19 protein-coding genes are annotated in these 20,162 nt (G+C 54.7%); 8 read left to right on the top strand and 11 right to left on the bottom strand.

The genetic code is table 11. From position 1 onward, the window contains the following. Nucleotides 1-11 precede the first annotated feature (11 nt). The 5 genes from FHP88_RS06005 to FHP88_RS05985 all read left to right on the top strand — a co-directional run bounded on the left by FHP88_RS06005 (nt 12) and on the right by FHP88_RS05985 (nt 3,380). Nucleotides 12-377: a DUF423 domain-containing protein gene (locus tag FHP88_RS06005; RefSeq protein ID WP_260843178.1), complete on the top strand. Its 366-nt coding sequence runs from the start codon at nt 12-14 to the stop codon at nt 375-377. An 11-nt stretch (nt 378-388) separates the two neighbouring features. Next, nucleotides 389-829 (top strand): YqaA family protein, encoded by a 441-nt coding sequence (locus tag FHP88_RS06000; RefSeq protein ID WP_144358103.1) that lies wholly within the window; start codon nt 389-391, stop codon nt 827-829. A gap of 72 nt (nt 830-901) precedes the next feature. Then, complete coding sequence (locus FHP88_RS05995; protein ID WP_144358102.1) at nt 902-2,266, top strand: sigma-54-dependent transcriptional regulator; 1,365 nt, start codon at nt 902-904, stop codon at nt 2,264-2,266. A gap of 204 nt (nt 2,267-2,470) precedes the next feature. Continuing rightward, the gene (locus FHP88_RS05990) at nt 2,471-3,010 is read left to right on the top strand and encodes a sigma-70 family RNA polymerase sigma factor (RefSeq protein WP_144358101.1); all 540 of its coding nucleotides are present in this window, start codon (nt 2,471-2,473) and stop codon (nt 3,008-3,010) included. Nucleotide 3,011: 1 nt separating this feature from the next. After that, the gene (locus FHP88_RS05985) at nt 3,012-3,380 is read left to right on the top strand and encodes a response regulator (RefSeq protein ID WP_144358100.1); all 369 of its coding nucleotides are present in this window, start codon (nt 3,012-3,014) and stop codon (nt 3,378-3,380) included. On the opposite strand, the gene glcF is transcribed toward FHP88_RS05985, so the two are convergent. The 11 genes from glcF to def form a co-directional block, all read right to left on the bottom strand. Continuing rightward, a complete protein-coding gene (gene glcF, locus FHP88_RS05980; RefSeq protein ID WP_144358099.1) occupies nt 3,377-4,606 on the bottom strand; it encodes a glycolate oxidase subunit GlcF in 1,230 nt (409 codons plus the stop codon). The two genes, FHP88_RS05985 and glcF, sit on opposite strands and share 4 nt — an antisense overlap. Continuing rightward, nucleotides 4,606-5,679, bottom strand: coding sequence for a glycolate oxidase subunit GlcE (gene glcE / locus FHP88_RS05975; RefSeq protein WP_313957284.1), 1,074 nt, complete (start codon nt 5,677-5,679; stop codon nt 4,606-4,608). The genes glcF and glcE overlap by 1 nt, the downstream gene beginning before the upstream one ends. Nucleotides 5,680-5,686: 7 nt before the next feature. Continuing rightward, a complete protein-coding gene (locus FHP88_RS05970) occupies nt 5,687-7,156 on the bottom strand; it encodes an FAD-linked oxidase C-terminal domain-containing protein (RefSeq protein ID WP_144358098.1) in 1,470 nt (489 codons plus the stop codon). An 8-nt stretch (nt 7,157-7,164) separates the two neighbouring features. Beyond that, nucleotides 7,165-8,616 carry a TrkH family potassium uptake protein gene (locus tag FHP88_RS05965; RefSeq protein ID WP_144358097.1) on the bottom strand — a complete coding sequence of 484 codons (1,452 nt, stop codon included), beginning with the start codon at nt 8,614-8,616 and terminating at the stop codon, nt 7,165-7,167. A gap of 61 nt (nt 8,617-8,677) precedes the next feature. Next, complete coding sequence (trkA, locus tag FHP88_RS05960; protein WP_144358096.1) at nt 8,678-10,051, bottom strand: Trk system potassium transporter TrkA; 1,374 nt, start codon at nt 10,049-10,051, stop codon at nt 8,678-8,680. Between the two features lie 84 nt (nt 10,052-10,135). After that, nucleotides 10,136-11,503 (bottom strand): sigma-54-dependent transcriptional regulator, encoded by a 1,368-nt coding sequence (locus FHP88_RS05955; protein WP_144358095.1) that lies wholly within the window; start codon nt 11,501-11,503, stop codon nt 10,136-10,138. Beyond that, nucleotides 11,500-13,728 carry a sensor histidine kinase gene (locus tag FHP88_RS05950; protein ID WP_144358094.1) on the bottom strand — a complete coding sequence of 743 codons (2,229 nt, stop codon included), beginning with the start codon at nt 13,726-13,728 and terminating at the stop codon, nt 11,500-11,502. The genes FHP88_RS05955 and FHP88_RS05950 overlap by 4 nt, the downstream gene beginning before the upstream one ends. After that, nucleotides 13,710-14,300 (bottom strand): DUF4390 domain-containing protein, encoded by a 591-nt coding sequence (locus tag FHP88_RS05945; RefSeq protein ID WP_260843177.1) that lies wholly within the window; start codon nt 14,298-14,300, stop codon nt 13,710-13,712. The genes FHP88_RS05950 and FHP88_RS05945 overlap by 19 nt, the downstream gene beginning before the upstream one ends. Nucleotides 14,301-14,306: 6 nt before the next feature. Next, nucleotides 14,307-15,620 (bottom strand): 16S rRNA (cytosine(967)-C(5))-methyltransferase RsmB, encoded by a 1,314-nt coding sequence (gene rsmB / locus FHP88_RS05940; RefSeq protein WP_144358093.1) that lies wholly within the window; start codon nt 15,618-15,620, stop codon nt 14,307-14,309. 18 nt (nt 15,621-15,638) lie between these two features. Beyond that, on the bottom strand, nt 15,639-16,577 hold the full coding sequence (gene fmt / locus FHP88_RS05935; protein ID WP_144358092.1) for a methionyl-tRNA formyltransferase: 939 nt from the start codon (nt 16,575-16,577) through the stop codon (nt 15,639-15,641). Nucleotides 16,578-16,653: 76 nt separating this feature from the next. Then, entirely contained in the window at nt 16,654-17,181 is a 528-nt protein-coding gene (gene def / locus FHP88_RS05930) for a peptide deformylase (RefSeq protein ID WP_144358091.1), read from the bottom strand. Between the two features lie 131 nt (nt 17,182-17,312). On the opposite strand from def, the gene FHP88_RS05925 reads away from it, so the two are divergent. Genes FHP88_RS05925 through FHP88_RS05915 form a run of 3 tightly spaced genes read left to right on the top strand, consistent with a single transcriptional unit; the run spans nt 17,313 to nt 20,101 of the window. Further along, nucleotides 17,313-18,350: a LysM peptidoglycan-binding domain-containing protein gene (locus tag FHP88_RS05925; RefSeq protein ID WP_144358090.1), complete on the top strand. Its 1,038-nt coding sequence runs from the start codon at nt 17,313-17,315 to the stop codon at nt 18,348-18,350. 30 nt (nt 18,351-18,380) lie between these two features. Next, nucleotides 18,381-19,565 (top strand): DNA-processing protein DprA, encoded by a 1,185-nt coding sequence (gene dprA, locus FHP88_RS05920; RefSeq protein ID WP_144358089.1) that lies wholly within the window; start codon nt 18,381-18,383, stop codon nt 19,563-19,565. A 59-nt stretch (nt 19,566-19,624) separates the two neighbouring features. After that, nucleotides 19,625-20,101, top strand: a complete 477-nt coding sequence (locus FHP88_RS05915) for a DUF494 family protein (protein WP_144358088.1) — start codon at nt 19,625-19,627, stop codon at nt 20,099-20,101. Nucleotides 20,102-20,162: the final 61 nt, after the last annotated feature.

The following is a 20,162-nucleotide window of genomic DNA, read 5'->3' as shown; positions in this document are numbered from 1 at the left end:
CAAAGCCACTGTTGATAGGTGCAGCGCTGAGTGGGTTTCTGACGGTGGCACTGGGTGCATTTGGTGCCCACGCCCTACGTGAAACTGTCCCCCCAGAACTGATGGCGGCATATCAGACGGGTATACAGTACCAAGGCCTACACAGTATCGCCGTGCTGGTCATTGGACTCTTACTGCTCCAACTACCCGTCTCATCCTGGATCAAGCGCAGCGGCTGGCTGATGCTGCTGGGTATAGTGCTCTTTTCTGGCAGTCTCTATCTGATGGCCATCAGCGGGATTAAGCCTTTGGGAATGATCACACCGTTCGGTGGACTCTGCCTACTGGCGGGTTGGCTCAGCCTCATCGTTGGCCTGATCAAGACCAAAACCTTTTAGATCTGCCAACAATGACCGATTTCGCCGGCCTCTGGCTGCTTTTTTCCAGCAGTTTTCTCTCTTCCACGCTGCTACCGGGTGGTTCCGAGGCGATCCTGGTCTATGCCGCCCATGAAGCATTCGCCCCAGACGCTCTACTCTGGTTGATTGCTACGGTGGGTAACACACTTGGCGGAATGACCGGGTGGCTCATTGGCTGGTGGATACAAAAACGCTATCCTGCCCGTGCACTGGTTAAACCGAGCCACCAACAAGCCATGCACCGCCTGAGTCGATATGGCAGCCCTATCCTGCTGCTCTCATGGCTACCCATAATTGGGGACCCACTCTGTCTGGCCGCGGGCTGGGCCGGCATCCGACCATTACCGGCACTGCTGTTCATAGCCTTGGGCAAAGGCCTGCGTTATGCGCTGTTACTGGCAACGGTATCCACCCTCCTTTCCATGACCTGAGCAGACTGCAAAACAACCTCTGCCATCATCCTGCACTTGCGTTATGCTATGGCCCTGGAGGCGATAACACCCATGACACACCGTCTACTGATCATTGAAGATGACGATAGTCTGAACCAGATACTTCAGCTCCATTTCGAGGAGCAGGGTTTTATGGTTGAGGGGGTAAATCGCTGCGATCAGGGTTTGGATAAGATCAAGCAGGCCGCTTATGACCTGCTACTGCTCGATCAACAACTACCCGATGGAAACGGTATCGATCTGCTGCAGAAAATCAAGGATGAGTCGCTCGACCAGACCGTGATCATGATGACGGGGCAGCATGACCTGGAGCTGGCCATTGAGGCAATCAAACTCGGCGCGGCGGACTTCATCCATAAGCCGATCAAAATTAGCGAACTGCAGCACGTCGTCGATCGCGTCCTGGAAAATCAACGCCTCTCCCGAGCGGTCAAGGCACTCAAACCCGACGACCAGGAGCCCAAAGCGCACCAGGAGTTGATCGGTCGCGGTGAGGCGATGCTACAGGTCAGCAAGGAGATTGCACTCAGCGCAGGCAGCAATGCCACAGTAATGATCACTGGTGAGTCCGGTACCGGCAAAGAGGTGGTGGCGCGACTGATCCATAATCACTCTGGGGTCACCGGACCATTCGTCGCTATCAACTGCGCGGCGATTGTGGATACATTGCTGGAAAGTGAGCTGTTCGGCCATGAAAAAGGCGCTTTCACCGGGGCTACCGAACGTAAACAGGGTAAGTTCGAACTGGCCCAGGACGGTACGCTTTTCCTGGATGAGATCGGTGAACTGGCGGCGCCTCTACAAGCCAAGCTGCTGAGGGTTCTACAGGAGCAGACCCTGGAACGGGTAGGCGGTAGTCAGCAGATCAAGACTAACGCACGCATCATTGCGGCAACGAATCGGGATCTGTTCAAGGAAGCCGCAGAAGGTCGATTCAGGGAAGATCTGGCCTATCGCCTCAAGGTTGTTTCGATTCACCTCCCACCCCTGCGTGAGCGACTGGAGGATATTCCCCTACTGGCCGATGCATTGATCAGCCGCATCGCCCGCAAAATCCATAAACCGGCCGCACAACTCACCGACGCCACGCTGGCCGCACTGAAGCGTTATCAATGGCCAGGCAATGTCCGGGAATTGGAAAACCTGCTCACCCAAGCCCTGGTACATGCCAGAGGAAACGTACTCACACCCGACCTGCTGTTGTTCAGACAGCCGGTCAATAGCACACAAGAATCGGCCAACACCACACCAAATAGCAGCCTGGTCGAGCGCACATTGGACCAAGTAGAGGCTGAACATATACAGCGGGTGCTTGATTATACCCACGGTCACAAGGGCAAGAGCTGCGATATCCTGGCCATCTCACGCCCTGCACTGGATCGCAAAATTAAAAAATACGACCTGATCCTGCCTTAGAATCCTGGATACCCCCAAGCAGAGGGCTAATCACTCCAACAGAACGTTATACTGAACGTTTCGTTACAACGAAACGTTACGTTACAGCACCCCCTATAATTGATATTTTCTTTATTATTCATAGTGTTATGAAGTTGGCACGGCATCTGCTCTATCTCTCCGCAAGCAAATCATTATTTGAATCTGAGAGAAAGGAAGAAGAGCATGAGCAACCTAGCCCTTGTACAGACTTGGACCGAACAGACCACCGTTGAGGCGTCACCTGCTAATAATAACAACCTCTTTAACGAACTGGTCTCGAGTTACTCAAAGGATCTGCAGCGTTACGCACACTGGCTGGCCGGTGACAAGCACACCGCTGAGGATCTGGTTCAGGAAACACTGCTTCGCGCCTGGAAATCACTGCACCGGCTGCAGAACCCCAAGGCTGCCAAGGGCTGGTTGTTCACCATACTGCGCCGGGAAAATGCCCGTCGCTTTGAGCGCAAACAGCTGCAGGAGTCTGACATCCCCCTGGAGACACTGGAGTCCAGGGACAATTACTATGACACCTCTACCGAAGCCTTCGTGCTACGCAGGGCGATTGAAGAGTTACCAGAAGAGTATCGTGAACCTCTGGTGCAACAAGTGATCGGTGGTTATTCACAGAAGGAGATCGCCGATCGCCTGGGCATCACCTCTGCAGGCGTAGGAACCCGCCTGTTCCGGGCGCGCAATAAGCTGAAAGAAGCCCTGGTAGCCTAAGATGAGTAACCATCCCAGACATCTGCTGATAGTCGAGGATAATCACTCACTACGGCAGATGTTGACCTGGGAGTTTGAGGATCTGGGTTATCAGGTCACCGCAACGGACTGTTGCGGGGCCGCCCGGGCCGCTTGTGAACGGCAGACCATTGATCTGGCGCTACTGGATTACAATCTGCCTGATGGCTGCGGAACGGACTTGATCAGTGATTTAAGAAGTATCAATCCCGATATTCAGATCGTCATCTGCAGCGGCCGTACAAACGGGCACCTTATCGACTCATCACTCTATCGTTTTGAACCGAAGCCCGTTACCGCTAAAAAACTACACGACCTGTTTGAAGCGGTGAAAAAAATGGCTGCCCACTAACCATCCAACTTGCTCAAAGCCTCATCAACCAACTCGATCCAATGCCTGACCGGGCGAGCAGCGCAACTCCCGAGATGCAACTGGCAACCAACATTGGCGGTAACAATCTGGTCCGGATCATCTTTCTCAAGTGCTGCCAGTTTGTTCTTCAGCAACTGTTTGGAAAGCTCCGGCTGCAGAATCGAATAGGTTCCCGCTGAACCACAGCAGAGATGGCTGTCCGCCACAGGCGTCAGATCAAATCCCAACCGACCCAAAACAGCCTCAACACGTCCGGCCAGTTGCTGCCCATGCTGCAGAGAGCAAGGGGAGTGATAGGCTATCCGCTTTCCGGACTTAGAGGGTTTCAGCGTCTCCAGCGGTTCGCCCTCCAACACCTCACACAGGTCTTTGGCCATCGCCGACACCCTAGCGGCCTTCTCTGCATACGCCGGATCGTGCTGCAACAGATGTCCGTACTCTTTTACTTGAGTGCCACAACCGCTGGCCGTCACTAAAATTGCCTCTGCGCCTGACTCTATATGGGGCCACCAAGCATCAATATTACGTCGCATGAAACCTGCAGCTTCCGATTCGGCTGATAGATGTTGACTCACTGCGCCACAGCAGCCCTGTGCCTCTGGCGAAATCAGAGAGATACCGAGTCGATCCAGGACCCTAGCGGCAGCCGTATTGGTATTGGGTGTTGCAACAGATTGGGCGCACCCCTCCAATACCAACAGTATGCGTGAATGACCTGTCACGGGCCTTGTTTGAGCCACTTCTGCCGGCGGTATTTTCTGTTTCATCTGCGCAGGCAACAACGGCTTAACCAATCTAGCCAAACGCAGCAACGGGCCAAAACGACGCGGGTAGGGCAACACCTGCCGCAAACCCCAGCGTACTACTCCGGCCAAGGGCTTACGCTTTACTTGCCGCTCTACTACTACCCTGCCAATATCCAATAACCGTGAATAATTTACCCCCGAAGGGCAGGTGGTCTCACAAGAGCGACAGGTCAAACAGCGATCGAGATGGTACTGGGTCCTGTGTGTAACAGGCTGGCCTTCCAGAACCTGTTTAATCAGGTAGATACGACCTCGTGGACTATCCAGCTCATCACCCAGCAGCTGATAAGTGGGGCAAGTGGCGGTACAGAATCCGCAGTGCACACAACTGCGCAGGATCGCATCGGCCTCCTGACCTTCATGGGTATTCAAAAAGGATTGCAGCAAGGTTGTTTGCATTAGAATTCCGGGTAGAGTCGGCCTGGATTGAGAATGCCCTTGGGATCAAAAGCCTGCTTCAACTGTTGATGGATCAGCATCAAGTCTGCAGATAACGGTTGGTTCACCACGCCTAAACGATCACCGCCTCTAAACAACTGCGCATGCCCACCCTGTGCCTCGGCGGCCTGCTGAACCGTTGCTGCCGGAATTTGATCCGAGATCAGCCAGCGCTGCGCGCCACCCCAATCGATCAGCTGTTTACCCGGAAGCGCCAAGGGGGGAGCGGCTGGTGCTATCGAAAGCCGCCAGAGCGGTTTATCTGTATTGAAGAAGCTGTGTTGGTGCTCCCGTATTTTTTGCCAGAACGCGTTATCCTCCTCCAACAAATCACCGCCCAGTTGACTACGGGCTGCCGTCACACCAGGTTCAGAACCCGACAGTCGAAGATACAGCTTGAGTCCATCATAACTGGCAGCCGACAGAGGTAACGCCATACCGGCGAGTTGATTCATCAGAAGAATTGCTTTTGCCTCACTGAGTTCCTGCACCAGGGTGCACTCGATCTCAGGCAAAGGCAGTACCTTCATGCTGACATCTAATAACAGACCCAGCGTTCCCATCGCGCCCACCATCAGGCGTGAGAGATCATAGCCCGCCACATTCTTCATCACCTCGCCACCAAAACGCAGACGCTGGCCGAGACCATTGATGAGGGTGGTACCCAGTACGAAATCCCTGGCAGAACCTGCATAGGGGCGACGGGGCCCTGACAGGCCACTGGCTATCGTTCCGCCCAGCGTGGCATTGGGTCCAAAGTGGGGAGGCTCGAAGGGGAGCATCTGTCCCTCTGATGCGAGGAGCGCCTCCAGTTGGGACATCGGCGTACCGGCGCGGACCTTTATCACCAGCTCACGCGGTTCGTAATTGATTACCCCGCAGTGTGGTGAGACTTCAATCGGGTCACCCGTTGCCTGCCGCCCATAAAAGGCCTTGCTGCCAGATCCTGTCATTTGCAGAGCCCGACCTTTTTCAGCCGCCTCCGCTATCGTCTGCACCAGTGCGGCAGAGCTATCGTGGTTTGCAATCGACACGCCCACCTTAGACTCCCCGCGCACTGGGTGGCGTTAGGGTTTCTGATCCAAGCGATTTGTACTCAGAACAGCGCCTCGGCTGGGGAATTGCCTTGCCGGGATTTAAGAGCCCCAGAGGATCAAAAGCGTGCTTCACCGCATGAAACTGGGTCAGTTCCGCCGCACTGAACTGCACACACATCTGGTGGATCTTCTCATGTCCTACCCCATGTTCGCCGGTGATCGTACCACCCACTTTGACGCAGAGCTCCAGGATCGCCGCACCCAGATCTTCCGCCCGCTTTAGCTCACCTGGCTTATTTGCATCGTAGAGGATGAGAGGATGAAGATTACCATCGCCGGCATGAAACACATTGGCGACAGGCAGTTGAAAGTGTTCCGATAAACGGCTGGTCTCGAGCAAAACTTCCGCCAGTCGTTTGCGAGGCACCGTGCCATCCATGCAGTAATAGTCGGGTGAAATGCGTCCCACCGCAGGAAAGGCTGACTTCCGGCCCTTCCAGAATAGCGCCCGCTCCTCCTCATTTTTGGCTGTACGCACTTCGGTTGCACCAGAATCCAGCAACTGTTGCCGTACCTTGGCTAACTGGGCCGAGACTTCATCATTGGCCCCATCCAGTTCACAGAGCAGCATCGCCTCAGCATCGACCGGATAGCCGGCATGAACAAAATCCTCTGCAGCGCGGATGGCCATGCCATCCATCATCTCCAGGCCGGCCGGAATCACGCCCGCCGCAATCACATCGCCTACTGCATTCGCCGCCTTGCTCACATCATCAAAGGCTGCCAGCAAGACCTGGGCACGCTGTGGGGTAGGCAGCAGTTTCACCAACACCTCGACCACAATGCCCAGCATCCCCTCTGAGCCAATCATCAAGGCCAGCAGGTCATACCCTGGTGCATCCAGTGCAGCGGCCCCAAAGACCACCAACTCTCCGGAGGCCGTGACCACCTTCAATTCCAGCACGTTGTGCACAGTCAGTCCGTACTTAAGACAGTGCACCCCACCCGAGTTCTCTGCCACATTGCCGCCAATGGTGCAGGCGATCTGCGATGAGGGATCCGGCGCATAGTAGAGACCTTGTGCCTCTACTGCTTGAGAAATCGCTAGATTGCGTACACCCGGCTGTACCCGAGCCGTACGATTAAGCGGATCGATATCCAGAATTTTGTTGAGCTTCGCCAGACTCATCAACACGCCATCGGCTAACGGCAGCGCGCCACCCGACAACCCTGTCGCCGCCCCCCTGGCGACAACCGGCACACCCCGCTGATGGCAGCACTGCATCACTTGTTGTACCTGTTCACTGTTCTCAGGCAACACAACCAACAAGGGCACCTGCCGATATGCGGAAAGACCATCGCACTCGTAAGGGCGTAGCGCCTCGTCCTCGTGGATAATCAAGCGTTCAGGCAGCACTCGCTGCAGTGCCCTAATAAGGGCTGGTTTATCCATACTCAGAGAGGGCTCAGACATGAAGGTTACTACTTTCGCCAATAGGCTGGTGTCAGCAACACCAGCAGGGTGAAAATCTCTAATCGACCTAACAACATAGCAAAACAGAGTATCCATTTTGCCGGATCATTCAAGCCCGCATAATTTGTGCCTACTGAGGCAAGCCCCGGCCCCAGATTATTGATAGACGCTGCCACGGCTGAAAATGAAGTCATCAGATCCAGGCCCGTCAGCGCAAGGGCTAGGTACATAAAGGTAAAGCTGGCCACGTAGAGGGCGAAAAACCCCCAGACCGCCTCAACGACACGGGGCGTAATGGTCTTTTGCCCGACCCGGATTGGAATCTGGGCACTGGGATGGATCAGCCGGGTGATCTCTCGCAGCCCCTGCTTAATCAGTAGCAGAAACCGTATCACCTTGATGCCACCACCCGTCGAGCCGGCACAGCCGCCAATAAAGCTGGTGAAAAGCAACACAATGGCAACAAACCCAGGCCACAGTGAGTAATCCGCTGTGGTAAAACCAGCGGTGGTTCCTATCGACACCGCCTGGAAAAGACCCTTAGTAAAGGCCTCACCCAGATCACTGTATGTACCCGTTGTGTAGAGCACAACGGTTACAACAATCGCCACAAACAAGAGTACCGCCAGATAAAAACGAAACTCGCTGTCGACGAGATACACCTTCGGATTACGTCGGCTGATAGCGATAAAGTGCAGGGCAAAGTTAACACCCGAAAGCAGCAGAAATACCACCGCGATCATCTCGATCAGGGTACTGTCAAAAAAGCCGATACTGGCATCGTGGGTTGAGAAACCACCGATGGCGATGGTCGAGAAGGCATGCCCAATGGCATCAAACAGTGACATCCCAGCCGCCCAGTAGGCCAGTGTGCAGGCGATTGTTAGCCCCAGATAAATATACCAGAGCGCTTTTGCTGTCTCGGTAATTCGCGGGGTCAGTTTGGAGTCTTTCATCGGGCCAGGGGTTTCAGCACGATACAACTGCATACCGCCGATGCCGAGCATCGGTAATACCGCAACAGCCAAAACAATGATACCCATGCCACCCAGCCACTGCAGCTGCTGGCGATAGAAGAGAATAGACGGTGGCAATTCATCGAGCCCCATGATTACCGTAGAGCCCGTTGTTGTTAGCCCTGAGATTGACTCAAACACGGCGTCTGTTAGCGACATGTGTGGATCGACTGCGAGGGTGAAGGGAAGCGAACCACTGATCCCCAGCACGGTCCAGAACATCACCACGACCATGAATCCATCCCGCAAGCGCAGTTCTCGCCGCTGATCTGACACCATGATCCAGGAGACCGCCCCCACCATCAGGATGATAATGAAGGCAATCAGGAACGCGGAGTAGGCCCCATCGTCATACCAGATAGAGACGAGCAAGGGTGGCAGCATGGTAACGCTGAACACCATCAGCAGAATACCAAGAATGCGTTGTATGGCACTGAATTGCATATTGCCCAGCTACCTCAGCTCAGTGGATGAACATTTCATCACCGGCATCGTTAGTCGCCTCTTATAAGAATGTGATGCCGACCTGGAACAGGCGCTCCACATCGGGGATCTGTCGCTTATCCACCAGAAACAGAATGACGTGATCCTCTGATTCAATCACCGTATCGTGGTGGGCAATCAACACCTCATCACCTCGAACCACCGCACCAATATTGGTCCCTTTAGGGAGCTTGATATCCTCGATAGCACGGCCCACAACCTTGGATGAACTCGGGTCCCCGTGTGCAACCGCCTCAATCGCCTCTGCTGCACCACGTCGCAGCGAATGCACCATCACCACGTCGCCACGGCGCACATGGGTCAGCAGGCTGCCGATAGTGGCCTGTTGAGGAGAGATGGCAATATCAATGGGCCCACTCTGTACCATGTCGACATAGGCTGCTCGGTTAATCAGCGCCATCACCTTACGCGCACCCAGCCGCTTCGCCAGCATGGCAGAAAGAATATTCGCCTCATCATCGTTAGTGACAGCACAGAAAACATCCGTGCCCTCAATATTCTCCTCCATCAGCAAGTCTTCGTCGGCGACATCACCATGCAGTACGATGGTCTTGGGAAGCTCTTCAGAGACTTTCTGCGCCCGGTCACGATCGCGTTCAATCAACTTAACCTGATAATCACGCTCCAGGGCATGGGCCAATCGCATGCCGATATTGCCACCCCCTGCAAAAATCAGTCGCTTGAAGGGTTTGTCCAGCCGACGCAGCTCACTCATGACAGCCCGAATATTCTCTTTGGCCGCAATAAAGAACACTTCATCATCGGCCTCAATGATGGTATCTCCTTCCGGCTGAATGGCACGCCCCTGCCTGTAAACGGCCGCTACCCTGGCTTCAATATTGGGCATATGCTCGTATAAGGTACGCAACTCATTGCCGACCAGTGGCCCGCCATAGTATGCGCGGACAGCTACCAATCGAACCCGGCCACCGGCAAAATCCAACACCTGTAGTGCCCCTGGATTTTCGATCAACCGCATGATGTAGTCGGTCACCAGCTGCTCCGGGCTGATCAATACATCAATCGGCATTGCCTCCGGGGAAAACAGTTGGGGATATTTGGTAAAACCGAGGGCGCGAACACGAGCAATCTTAGTCGGCGTGCGAAACAGACTGTAGGCCACCTGACAGGCCACCATGTTGGTCTCATCGCTGTTGGTAACGGCCAGAATCATATCGGCGTCTTCTGCACCGGCCCGCATCAGCACCTCGGGGTGAGCGGCATGGCCCTGAACCGTACCCAGATCCAGGCGGTCCTGAAGGTCCCTCAACAGGTCAGCATCCTGATCGACCACCGTAATATCGTTCGCTTCGGAGGCCAGATTGTTAGCCACTGATGTCCCAACCTGTCCGGCACCTAAGATGATGATTTTCATTTTTTATGTTCTGCCACTTTCCGGTTGATTCGATCTTCAGCCGCACCCAGGAAAAATGCTGCCCGGCACAAATCGGCGAACTTACTACCGTTTGTCCTTTACATCAATGCCCAGCGATTTTAATTTGCGGTAAAGATGGGTACGTTCCATCCCCGATTCTGCTGCAATCTGACTGACATTTCCCGCATGCTTCTCCAACTGGTACTCCAGGTAGGCCTTTTCAAACGCCTCCCTCGCCTGCCGTAGCGGTTGGTCAAAAGAGACAGGGAAACGTGCACCACTCTCTAGTGCCAGCCCGACACTGCCCAGCGCGACCTCCACCTCATCCTGAGTAATATCATCCCCTGCCCCAAGAATCAGCAGCCGTTGCACCAGGTTTTTCAGTTCACGGATATTGCCATGCCAACTGTGGTTTCTGAGATAATTCTGAGCCCGAACATCAAACCGCCGATAAGGCAGTTTCTCATGTGCCACATAACTGTCCACGTAATAACTTAAGAGCTCTGGCACATCCTCCCGATGCTCCCGCAAGGGCGGAATATGCAGTGGCACCACATTGAGGTGATAAAACAGATCCTCACGGAAATGGCCAGCCTGCACCTCATCTTCAAGATTGCGCTGGGTAGCCGCTATGATGCGCACGTCAATATGCACGGGTTCTGAACCTCCGACACGCAAAAAAGAGCCCCCATCAAGGGCGCCAAGCAGCTGGGACTGCGCCTCAATATCCATGTCAGCCACTTCATCCAGGAACAGTGTGCCGCCACGGGCCTGCTCCAGTGAGCCGTAATGAATCTTCCCGCCCTCTTCACTGCCAAACAGCTCACGAGCCGAATTGCCCTTGGCCATCGCAGTGACGCCGACATCAACAAAAGGCCGTTCCCGACGCACGCTCTGCGAATGGAGATAGCGCGCAAAGGTCTCTCTGCCTACCCCCGGCTCACCGGTAATCAGTACCCAGCTATCATGTTGAGCGATTCGTTTCACTTGCTCGCGCAGTCGCTGAATCACCGGACTCTTGCCGGTAGGTTCCACGACATGCTGGGTATGACGGCGCAGACCGATATTTTCCTGCTGGAGCTTATCCACCTCCAACGCCCGTTCTACCGTTAGCAGCAGCTTAGCCAGTGAAAGCGGTTTCTCAAGAAAGTCATAGGCACCGAGCCGGGTAGCCTCAACGGCCGTCTCGACCGTACCGTGACCCGACATCATGATCACCGGACAAGGCAGACCATCGCCCTCCGACCATTCTTTAAGTAGCGAGATGCCATCTACATCGGGCATCCATATATCCAGTAGCACCAGATCGGGACGCCTGTCACGCAACGCCTTGCGTGCTGACAAGCCATCCTCGGCCATGGCCACATCATAATCTTCGTCTTCCAGGATCTCTTTGACCAGCGTACGAATATCTGGCTCATCATCCACCACCAATATATGGGGTGCACTCATTCGGCATTACTCCTTGCTGTCGGCTCGGGTATCTGAGAGCAGTCTGTATATTTGTTATCGGTATGAATCGTCGGCAACCGCAAGATCAGCCTCGCCCCGCTTTCCGGGAGATTTTCCGCCCAGACATTTCCACCGTGCTCTTCAGCAATCTTCTTTACCACGGCTAATCCAAGCCCCGTACCCTTCGCCTTTGTAGTGACATAGGGCTCAAACAGGTGCGCCAGTATTTGTTGATCAAAACCGGGGCCGTTATCAATGACATTCAGTTCGACATACTGACAGTCATTATCCACTTTTACCTCTGTTGAGACGATTATTCTGGGATTTTTTTCCACGTTTACGGCTTCTTGGGCGTTTTTTATGAGATTATGCACCACCTGACGAAGCCTGACCGGATCCGCCTCAACCCGTGTTTCACCCGCATCCAGACGCACATCCAGGCCTGTCGTCAACCCGGCACTTCGATAAAGATCCAGAACCTCACTCACCAGATCATCCAGATGCAATGGCTGTGGATTTATCTGCGAAGGACGGGCGTATTCAGAGAAGGCGTTAACCATCTCCTTCATCGCCTCTACCTGCGATACGATGGTATGCGTCGCCCGATCCAGGACATCAGCATCTTTCCCCTGCATCGTCTTGAGATATTTGTGCCGCAACCGCTCAGCCGACAACTGAATAGGGGTCAGCGGATTCTTGATCTCATGGGCCAGTCTGCGTGCCACCTCGCCCCAAGCGGCATCACGCTGGGCCTTAAGCAGGTTGGTAATATCGTCAAATACCAGGCCATATCCCATCGATTCGTCGTCTGGCTGGGCCAGTGGCGTACCTCTACAGAGCAGAACCTGACGCCCCTCACCGCCAATCAATGTAATCTGACCCCGCCAGTCACGCCGCTCTTGTTCAACGGCGTCTCGCACGGCCTCAATAAACTGCCGAAGCCGCGGCGATACTTTCGACAAGCCATCAGCATCCTGACCCAATAACAGGGCCACATCCACCTTGAGAATATCTCCTGCCGCCTGATTAGCCGTTTGCAAGCGACCAGAAGCATCCAAAGAGATCACCCCTGAGGAGAGACGACCCAATACGGTTTCGAGATAAGTTCGCTGCGCCTCCACCTGACGTTGAGTACGAGCGGTTTCATCGCGGGATTTTTCAATGCGCCGCGACATGGAGTTAAAAGACTCCACCAAAAACCCTAATTCATCCCGCGATTTGGGCACAGGCAGCTGCATACCATAGTTGCCCTCAGCGACGGCCCGTGTTCCTTCCGCAATACCGGCCACTGGTTTAACCAGACGTCGGGCCGTGAAAAATGCCGCCCAGATTGCAGCCAACAAACTAAATAGCAGCACCATGGCCAGCGAGAGGGTAAAGGTGTTTTTCAGGCTCTTCCGTAGAAACGCCAGTTCCTTATAGCGGCTATAGCTTGCCTCTACCTTTGTGGTCAGATCAGCGATTGACCGGGTCACCGGGTAGCGTGCCAGCAAAAGGCGGGCATGGATACCATCAGCTACCGCGACCCGAACCTCCAACTGCCCGTCCAGATTGGGGGCAGGCTCCAGGCCAACATAATCTTCTCCTGATCTCAGCTGCTGCAAAATCGCCCCATCCGGCTTACTGGTGACCAGGATACTGGGATCGGCATTGACGCTAGTGATGATCTTACCGCCAAGATCCAACAGCACCAGTTCACTGGCGCCAAACTGCTCGCGCAGCTCTTCAAGACTCAAGCTCAGGCCGGCGACGGATGATCCGGACAACTCATCCAACAGCAGTTGGGTAACCTTGAGGCGCTCTAGCTTATGTAGGTCCAAAGAGGCCTGGCCCAGCCTCAGGGCATCATCCATCGACTGATCGATATGCACATCAAACCAGCTATCGATACCCTGTAGAAGAAACTGTTGCGAGTAGTAATAGACAACCGACACCGGCGCCAGAGAGAGCGCCACGAAAACCACCACCAGCCTAAGTGCCAAACGGGAACCGGATGCCTGCCGCCTGTAGCGACTGACCATCTGGACGATGTTCACTCCAACAACGATCACCATGGCAAACAGACCCAGCACACTGGTGACCAAGAGCGGAATAAACAACCGACTCAGCTCTTCGGTGTTCTGCAACGCCCCACTCATCAGATGGAGCGAAACCAAAACTATCAGCAGCAGTGTAATGACCGGCAGAGCGCCGCTAGTAAGCCGTTTTAGGGTTGCAGACGCCATACGCTCCACTCACTGGATAGATTCCAAGCAGGACTCAGGTAGGCCATTGGGCGCAATGGCAAGGGAAGCGCCTCAATATCGAGCCGGGAGCGCAATGAGAGCCGATACTGTTCACCCTTTTCCAGACGTTCCACCTGGGTCAGCTGCACATCCCGGATACGCCCCAAAGCCGTTAGTGCCGCTTTGCGTGTGGCATAGTGTTGTTTCGTGCCGCTCAGCAGATCCGTCACTTGGTACAAGCCATGGAGCGCCTGATAGAGAATCTGAAAACGCAGGCGGGCGTCAACAAGATCTGACTCCCAGATCCAGGCGCCCTCTCGGCGAAGCTGTATATGAACTTCCAGCGTCAGCGGCACGCCGCTCTCAAGCGCCTCAAGTGCCTCATCGGTAAACCGATAGTCGATTGAGGCGTCCATGAGATAGATACCTTCAACCGCACGCGCCTCAAGGCCTTCTATCAGAAACTCATCCGCCTGAACCGCTCGACAATAAAACAATGCAGCAAACAGCAACCCCAAAGCCCATCCAAGCCTGGCGTACCGATGTCCCATGTCACCTTGGATCAATCTCATCAACCCTTAAACTCTCTCCAGACAGGCATAATAGAATCCATCCATCGACGCTTCACCAGGAAGCGTCTGGCGCCCAACGCTACGAGGATGCCCCCAGACAGCCTCTATAGGATGCTCACGGGCATCAGCCTGACGCTGCAGAAAGTGGCTCACCCGGTTTTCATTTTCATCGGCCAGCAGGGAGCAGGTTGCATAGAGCAGTTGACCGCCCGGTTTCAGCATTGGCCAGATGGCCTCCAGGATCTGCGCCTGACTCTTGGCCAGTTTGGAAATATCTTCCGGGCGCCGTAATAACTTGATATCCGGATGACGGCGTATCACGCCGGTTGCGGAACAGGGCACATCCAGCAAAATACGATCATACTGCCTTGAGGCCCACTCCCCTTTTGGATCCGCCGCATCACCTTGTACCACTTCAGCCATCTGACCCAGCCGCTGAAGATTCTCCTGCACTCGGACCAACCTACGCTCATCCAGGTCCATGGCGGTCAACTGAATGTCCGCGGCAGATTCAAGAATATGGCCGCTCTTGCCACCGGGAGCCGCACAGGCGTCCAGCACCCGCATACCCTCTTCACAATTCAAAAGTGGTGCGGCCAACTGGGCCCCGGCATCCTGAACAGAGACGGCACCCTCCGAAAAGCCCGGTAGCTGATCCACATCCACTGGCTGCTCAAGGAGCACCGCAGAAGGGACAATCGAATGAGCCACAGCACCGATGCCCGATTTCTCCAGTAGCGCGAGATAATCTTCCCGGGCCGTCATCGCCAGATTGACCCGTAGTGTCATGGGCGGATGCTGGTTTGTTGCACATAAAATGGCTTCCCAATGATCTGGCCAGTCGGCACGCATTCGCTTCAATAGCCAGTCCGGCATCGCGTAGCGACTCTGAGGATAGCGATCTGCTGCTATTAGCAGCTGCTCCTGCTCACGCTGAAACCGGCGTAGCAGGGCATTGATCAGCCCAACCGCCCAGCGCTTATCCAATAATCTGGCGGCTTCCACCGTCTCAGCCACCGCCGCATGCGGCGCCACACGCATATAGGCCAGTTGATAGATACCCAGCAATATCAGGGCCTGCACCTCGCCCTCCTTTGGCTTTATCGGCTTGCTCATCAACTGATTGGCTATCGCTTCCAACCTGGGTCGCCAACGCGCCACGCCAAAACAGAACTCTTTAACCAACCCTCGATCTCGCTGAGAGACATCATCCAGCCCCTGCTCCAACAGATCTGAAATAGAGCGTCCATTGGCCAACTGACGCAGTAGCTTAGCGGCCACAACCCGTGGATTGCTGTTCGTTGCTGGACTTATACCCATAAGATGCTATCGACACGGTTAGCCAAGGACCACCCCGGTAGGATTATGTGCATTCAGGAAGTCGGCTGCACTCATCGCCCGCTTACCCGGCAGTTGCAGTGACTTAATTCGCAACAGTCCCTGACCCGTTACCACATCAATGCCATTGCGATTACAGGCCGTGATCGTCCCCACGGCCAGATCCGATTCGCCCGTCAATGCCTCACTCTCCCAGATGCGCAGTACCTGACCATCCATCAGTGTTTGTGCAACTGGCCAGGGATTAAAGGCACGCACCTGACGATCTAGAGTGACGGCAGGTTCTTGCCAGTTGATCGCTGACTCCGCTTTATCCAGCTTGCTGGCATAATTGGCCAAGCGATCATCCTGTGGCTCGGCCTTCAGCGTGCCGTCGACTATCCCTGGAAGCGCTGCCATAAGCGCCTCCGCACCTAACTCCGACAACCTGTCATGCAACGCACCACCTGTTTCGGTAGCACCAATCGCTATTTCCCGCTTCAACAGCATGGGCCCCGTATCCAGGCCCGCCTCCATCTCCATAATTGTGACGCCAGTGGTCTTGTCACCCGCCAGAACGGCTCGCTGTATTGGGGCCGCGCCGCGCCAGCGCGGTAGGAGCGAGGCGTGAATATTGATACAACCGAGGCGAGGCGATGATAAGACTCGAATCGGCAGAATGAGGCCATAGGCCACCACGACCATCAGATCGGCCTGCAGCGACTCCAAGGCCGCAAGATCCTCCTCCAGCCTGAAATTGGCCGGCTGATAGACCGGGATATCATGGGCCAGTGCCAACTGCTTAACGGGACTTGCGGTGAGTTTACGACCTCTCCCCGCCGGACGATCGGGCTGAGTATAAACTGCCACCACCTTATGCGGGGACGCGATCAGCTCACGCAGGGGTGGCACAGAAAAATCCGGGGTTCCGGCAAAAACAATCTTCAGCACATCATTCATTATTATTCTCACAACCGACGACAACCAAACGACTCACGGCAAAACAATTTCTCTTCATACCACCCAACAAGGGGGACTAGAGCACCTGGCCGACCGGTTCCTGCTGTGTCTGCCTCTCCTCTTTTTCCAGTTTTTTGCGAATGCGCTGCCGTTTCAGGTTGGAAAGATTATCGATAAAGAGCTTGCCGTCCAGATGATCCAGTTCATGCTGAATACAGACTGCCAACAGATCATCGGCCTCAAACTCTATCGTTTCTCCCTCCAGATTCTGCGCGCGCACCTTGATATCCGTCGCCCGCACAACCGGCTCGTAGACACCCGGAACAGAGAGGCACCCCTCCTCCATCTTGTGTTCCCCGTGTTTTTCAAGGATTTCTGGATTCACCAGACAGAGTGGATCATCATGGGACTCGGAGACATCAATCACCACGATACGGCGCGGATCGTTGACTTGGGTGGAGGCCAAACCGATACCGGGGGCCTGATACATGGTTTCCAGCATATCCGTAGCCAGTTTTCGTAAATCTTCATCAAAAGATTTCACAACCTGTGCTTTATTACGCAATCTGGGGTCAGGAAAATGAAGTATGTTCAGAATTGCCATTGGGTTTTCCGTCAATCTATAGTACAAAGCTAAAATAATTCGCTAACATTATGATGATACAGGATTCTGGACCACCAATCTGGCCCATTTCCTGGTTACCCGGAACAAACAGTCAACGCAAAGGGATCGCCATGTTTACGTCTAGCAACAAGCTCGCCTGCCTAGTATTCGGCCTGCTCATCTCATGGGGAGCACTGGCTGCCGATACAGTCGCTGTCAACCCAAACCACCCCGATCGTTATGTTGTGGTCAAGGGAGATACCCTCTGGGACATCTCCGGTCGATTCCTCAGAGATCCCTGGCGCTGGCCAGATGTGTGGCATGTTAACCCGCAAATTGCCAATCCGCACCTGATCTTCCCGGGCGATATTATCACAATGACCTATGTGAACGGTCAGCCGCGGCTCGGTCTGGAACGGGGTTCACTGGTAAAACTGTCGCCTCAAGTGCGTTCAACCCAGCTGAGCGGTGCCATACCGGCCATTCCGATTGATGCCATCCACCAGTTTCTGACCCGACCCTATGTGCTGGAACAGAACGATATGGATAATGCACCCTATGTCGTCGCCTTCGCCGATGAACATATCCTCGGCAGTAACGACATCAAAGCTTACGTCAGGGCCATTGAAAATTCTGACAACACAAAGTTTGATGTAGTTCGACCTGGCGATGCCTATAAGGATGCGGAAACGGGCGAGGTACTGGGCTACGAAGCACTCTACATCAGCAGCAGCGAACTATTGAGGACGGGGGACCCCGCCACACTGTTACTGTCTGGCATGGAACTGGAGACCGTCAAGGGAGACCGGTTACTCCCCGTTGCAGAAGACACCCCACTCAACACCTTCTATCCCGCCGCACCCAGCCGGGAAGTCACTGGAAGCATCATCTCAGTGTTGAATGGTGTCTCACAGATTGGGCAGTATAACGTCGTGGTGCTGGACCGAGGCACCCGTGACGGGCTGGAGCCAGGCAGCGTACTTACCATTGATCATCGCGGAGAATCCATTCGGGACATCGTCTCCAAGAACCCAACCGAAAAGGTCACACTGCCCGATGAGCCTGCCGGCACCCTGATGGTATTCCGCACCTTTGACAAAGTCAGTTTTGGGCTGGTAATGGACGCTACGCGCGCCATTCATGTACTGGACCGAGTACACAATCCGTAACACAGACCAAGCGAGGGCCAGATACGGCAGATGCAAAATCAGGAGAAGAGTGTAATCACCACTCAGCAGATCACGGACGAGACCTGCCAAGAACCAGATACCAACCAACGCTATTGGCTGGCCCTCAACCGCGCACCCGGGCTCGGCAGTCGCACGATAAATCGACTGCTGGGCCTCACAGGGGGTGACCCAAAACCACTTTTTGCTGCCCAGCACCCCGCCCACAAGGGGCTCAGGCAGGAGAGTGTCGACTACCTGCGAAATCCGATTTGGGCGCCAGTAGACAACGATCTTCACTGGCTTGAAGGCGACAACCGCCACCTGATCACGCTGCATGACGACCGTTACCCCACTCTTTTGAGAGAGATCGACGATGCACCGCCGCTGCTTTTCATTCAGGGCGACCCGGCCACCCTCAATCTCCCTCAGATAGCTATTGTAGGCTCCAGAAACCCATCCGCCAGCGGCCGTCAGACTGCCACCGATTTCGCCCACTTCCTGGCTTCAGCGGGTCTCGCCATCACCAGCGGACTGGCCGACGGCATTGATGGTGCGGCCCATCAGGGAGCCCTTGAGACCAAGGGCCCTACTCTGGCCGTCACGGGAACGGGCCTCGATCGTGTCTATCCTGCAAAACACCGTGAACTGGCCCATCGGATTGCTGAACAGGGGGCATTGATCTCTGAATTACCCCCTGGCACACCCCCCATTCCCGCGAACTTTCCCCGACGCAACCGTATCATTAGCGGCCTCAGTCTGGGCACACTGGTGGTGGAAGCAGCACAAAAGAGCGGCTCGCTCATCACCGCCAGACTGGCGACCGAACAAGGACGCGAGGTTTTCGCCATACCCGGATCCATACACAATCCCCTGGCGCGAGGTTGTCATGCCTTAATCCGACAAGGCGCCAAACTGGTAGAGACCGCCGGCGACATACTCGAAGAGCTCACCCCGTTACTTGGAACAGCCTACCAATCCTCCCAACCTATTCCGCAGCCCGATCCATCACCCCGTCAGTGGGACAGTGACTATCAACAATTAATGACGGCGCTTGACTATGACCCCACGCCTATTGATCAGCTCATTCAGCGCAGCGGATTGACCGCGGACGCGGTTTCCTCCATGCTTCTGCTACTTGAGCTTGAAGGTTTTGTCTCAGCTGCGCCCGGCGGACGCTACTGTCGTACCGATAAGATGAGTACAGAATCGCTATAGTTTGTAGATTTTCTCGGTTTTTACCGACATTTATTGGCAAAGCCAATGAAGGACGCAGCATGAACGAAAACGTCGTCGACATCCTCATATACCTCTATGAGAACTACATGGACAACGATCAGGATCCTATTTCGGACCAAAGCCAAATACATGACGAGTTGATTCAGGCCGGATTCCCTGAGCAAGAGGTCAATAAGGCCTTCCAGTGGATGGATGAACTGACCCTTCGCCAAATGCCGGATTCTTTTCCTCAGAGCCCGCAGGGGTCGACCCGAATTTACACGGAAGAGGAGAAGCGCCGCATCGACACGGACTCTCGAGGGTTGCTCATGTTCCTGGAACAGAACAGCATCCTCAATCCTGCAGGCCGGGAGCTGGTGATCGATCGCGCTATTGCGCTCGGCGCCCAGACCATTGGCGTTGAAGAGCTCAAATGGGTCGTATTAATGGTGCTGATTAACCAGCCAGGACAGGAAACCGCTTTTGCACAGATGGAAGAGTTAGTGTACAACGACATCCCTGCCTATCTGCACTGATACCCGAAAACGGGGTAATCAGAACAAATACATATCGATAGATCATAGTGCGAACCAGACA

This window comes from Sedimenticola selenatireducens (genome assembly GCF_007625115.1).
Lineage (GTDB): Bacteria > Pseudomonadota > Gammaproteobacteria > Chromatiales > Chromatiaceae > Sedimenticola > Sedimenticola selenatireducens_A.
Note: the sequence above shows the minus strand (reverse complement) of the source record. Positions and strands in the feature narration are given on the sequence as shown.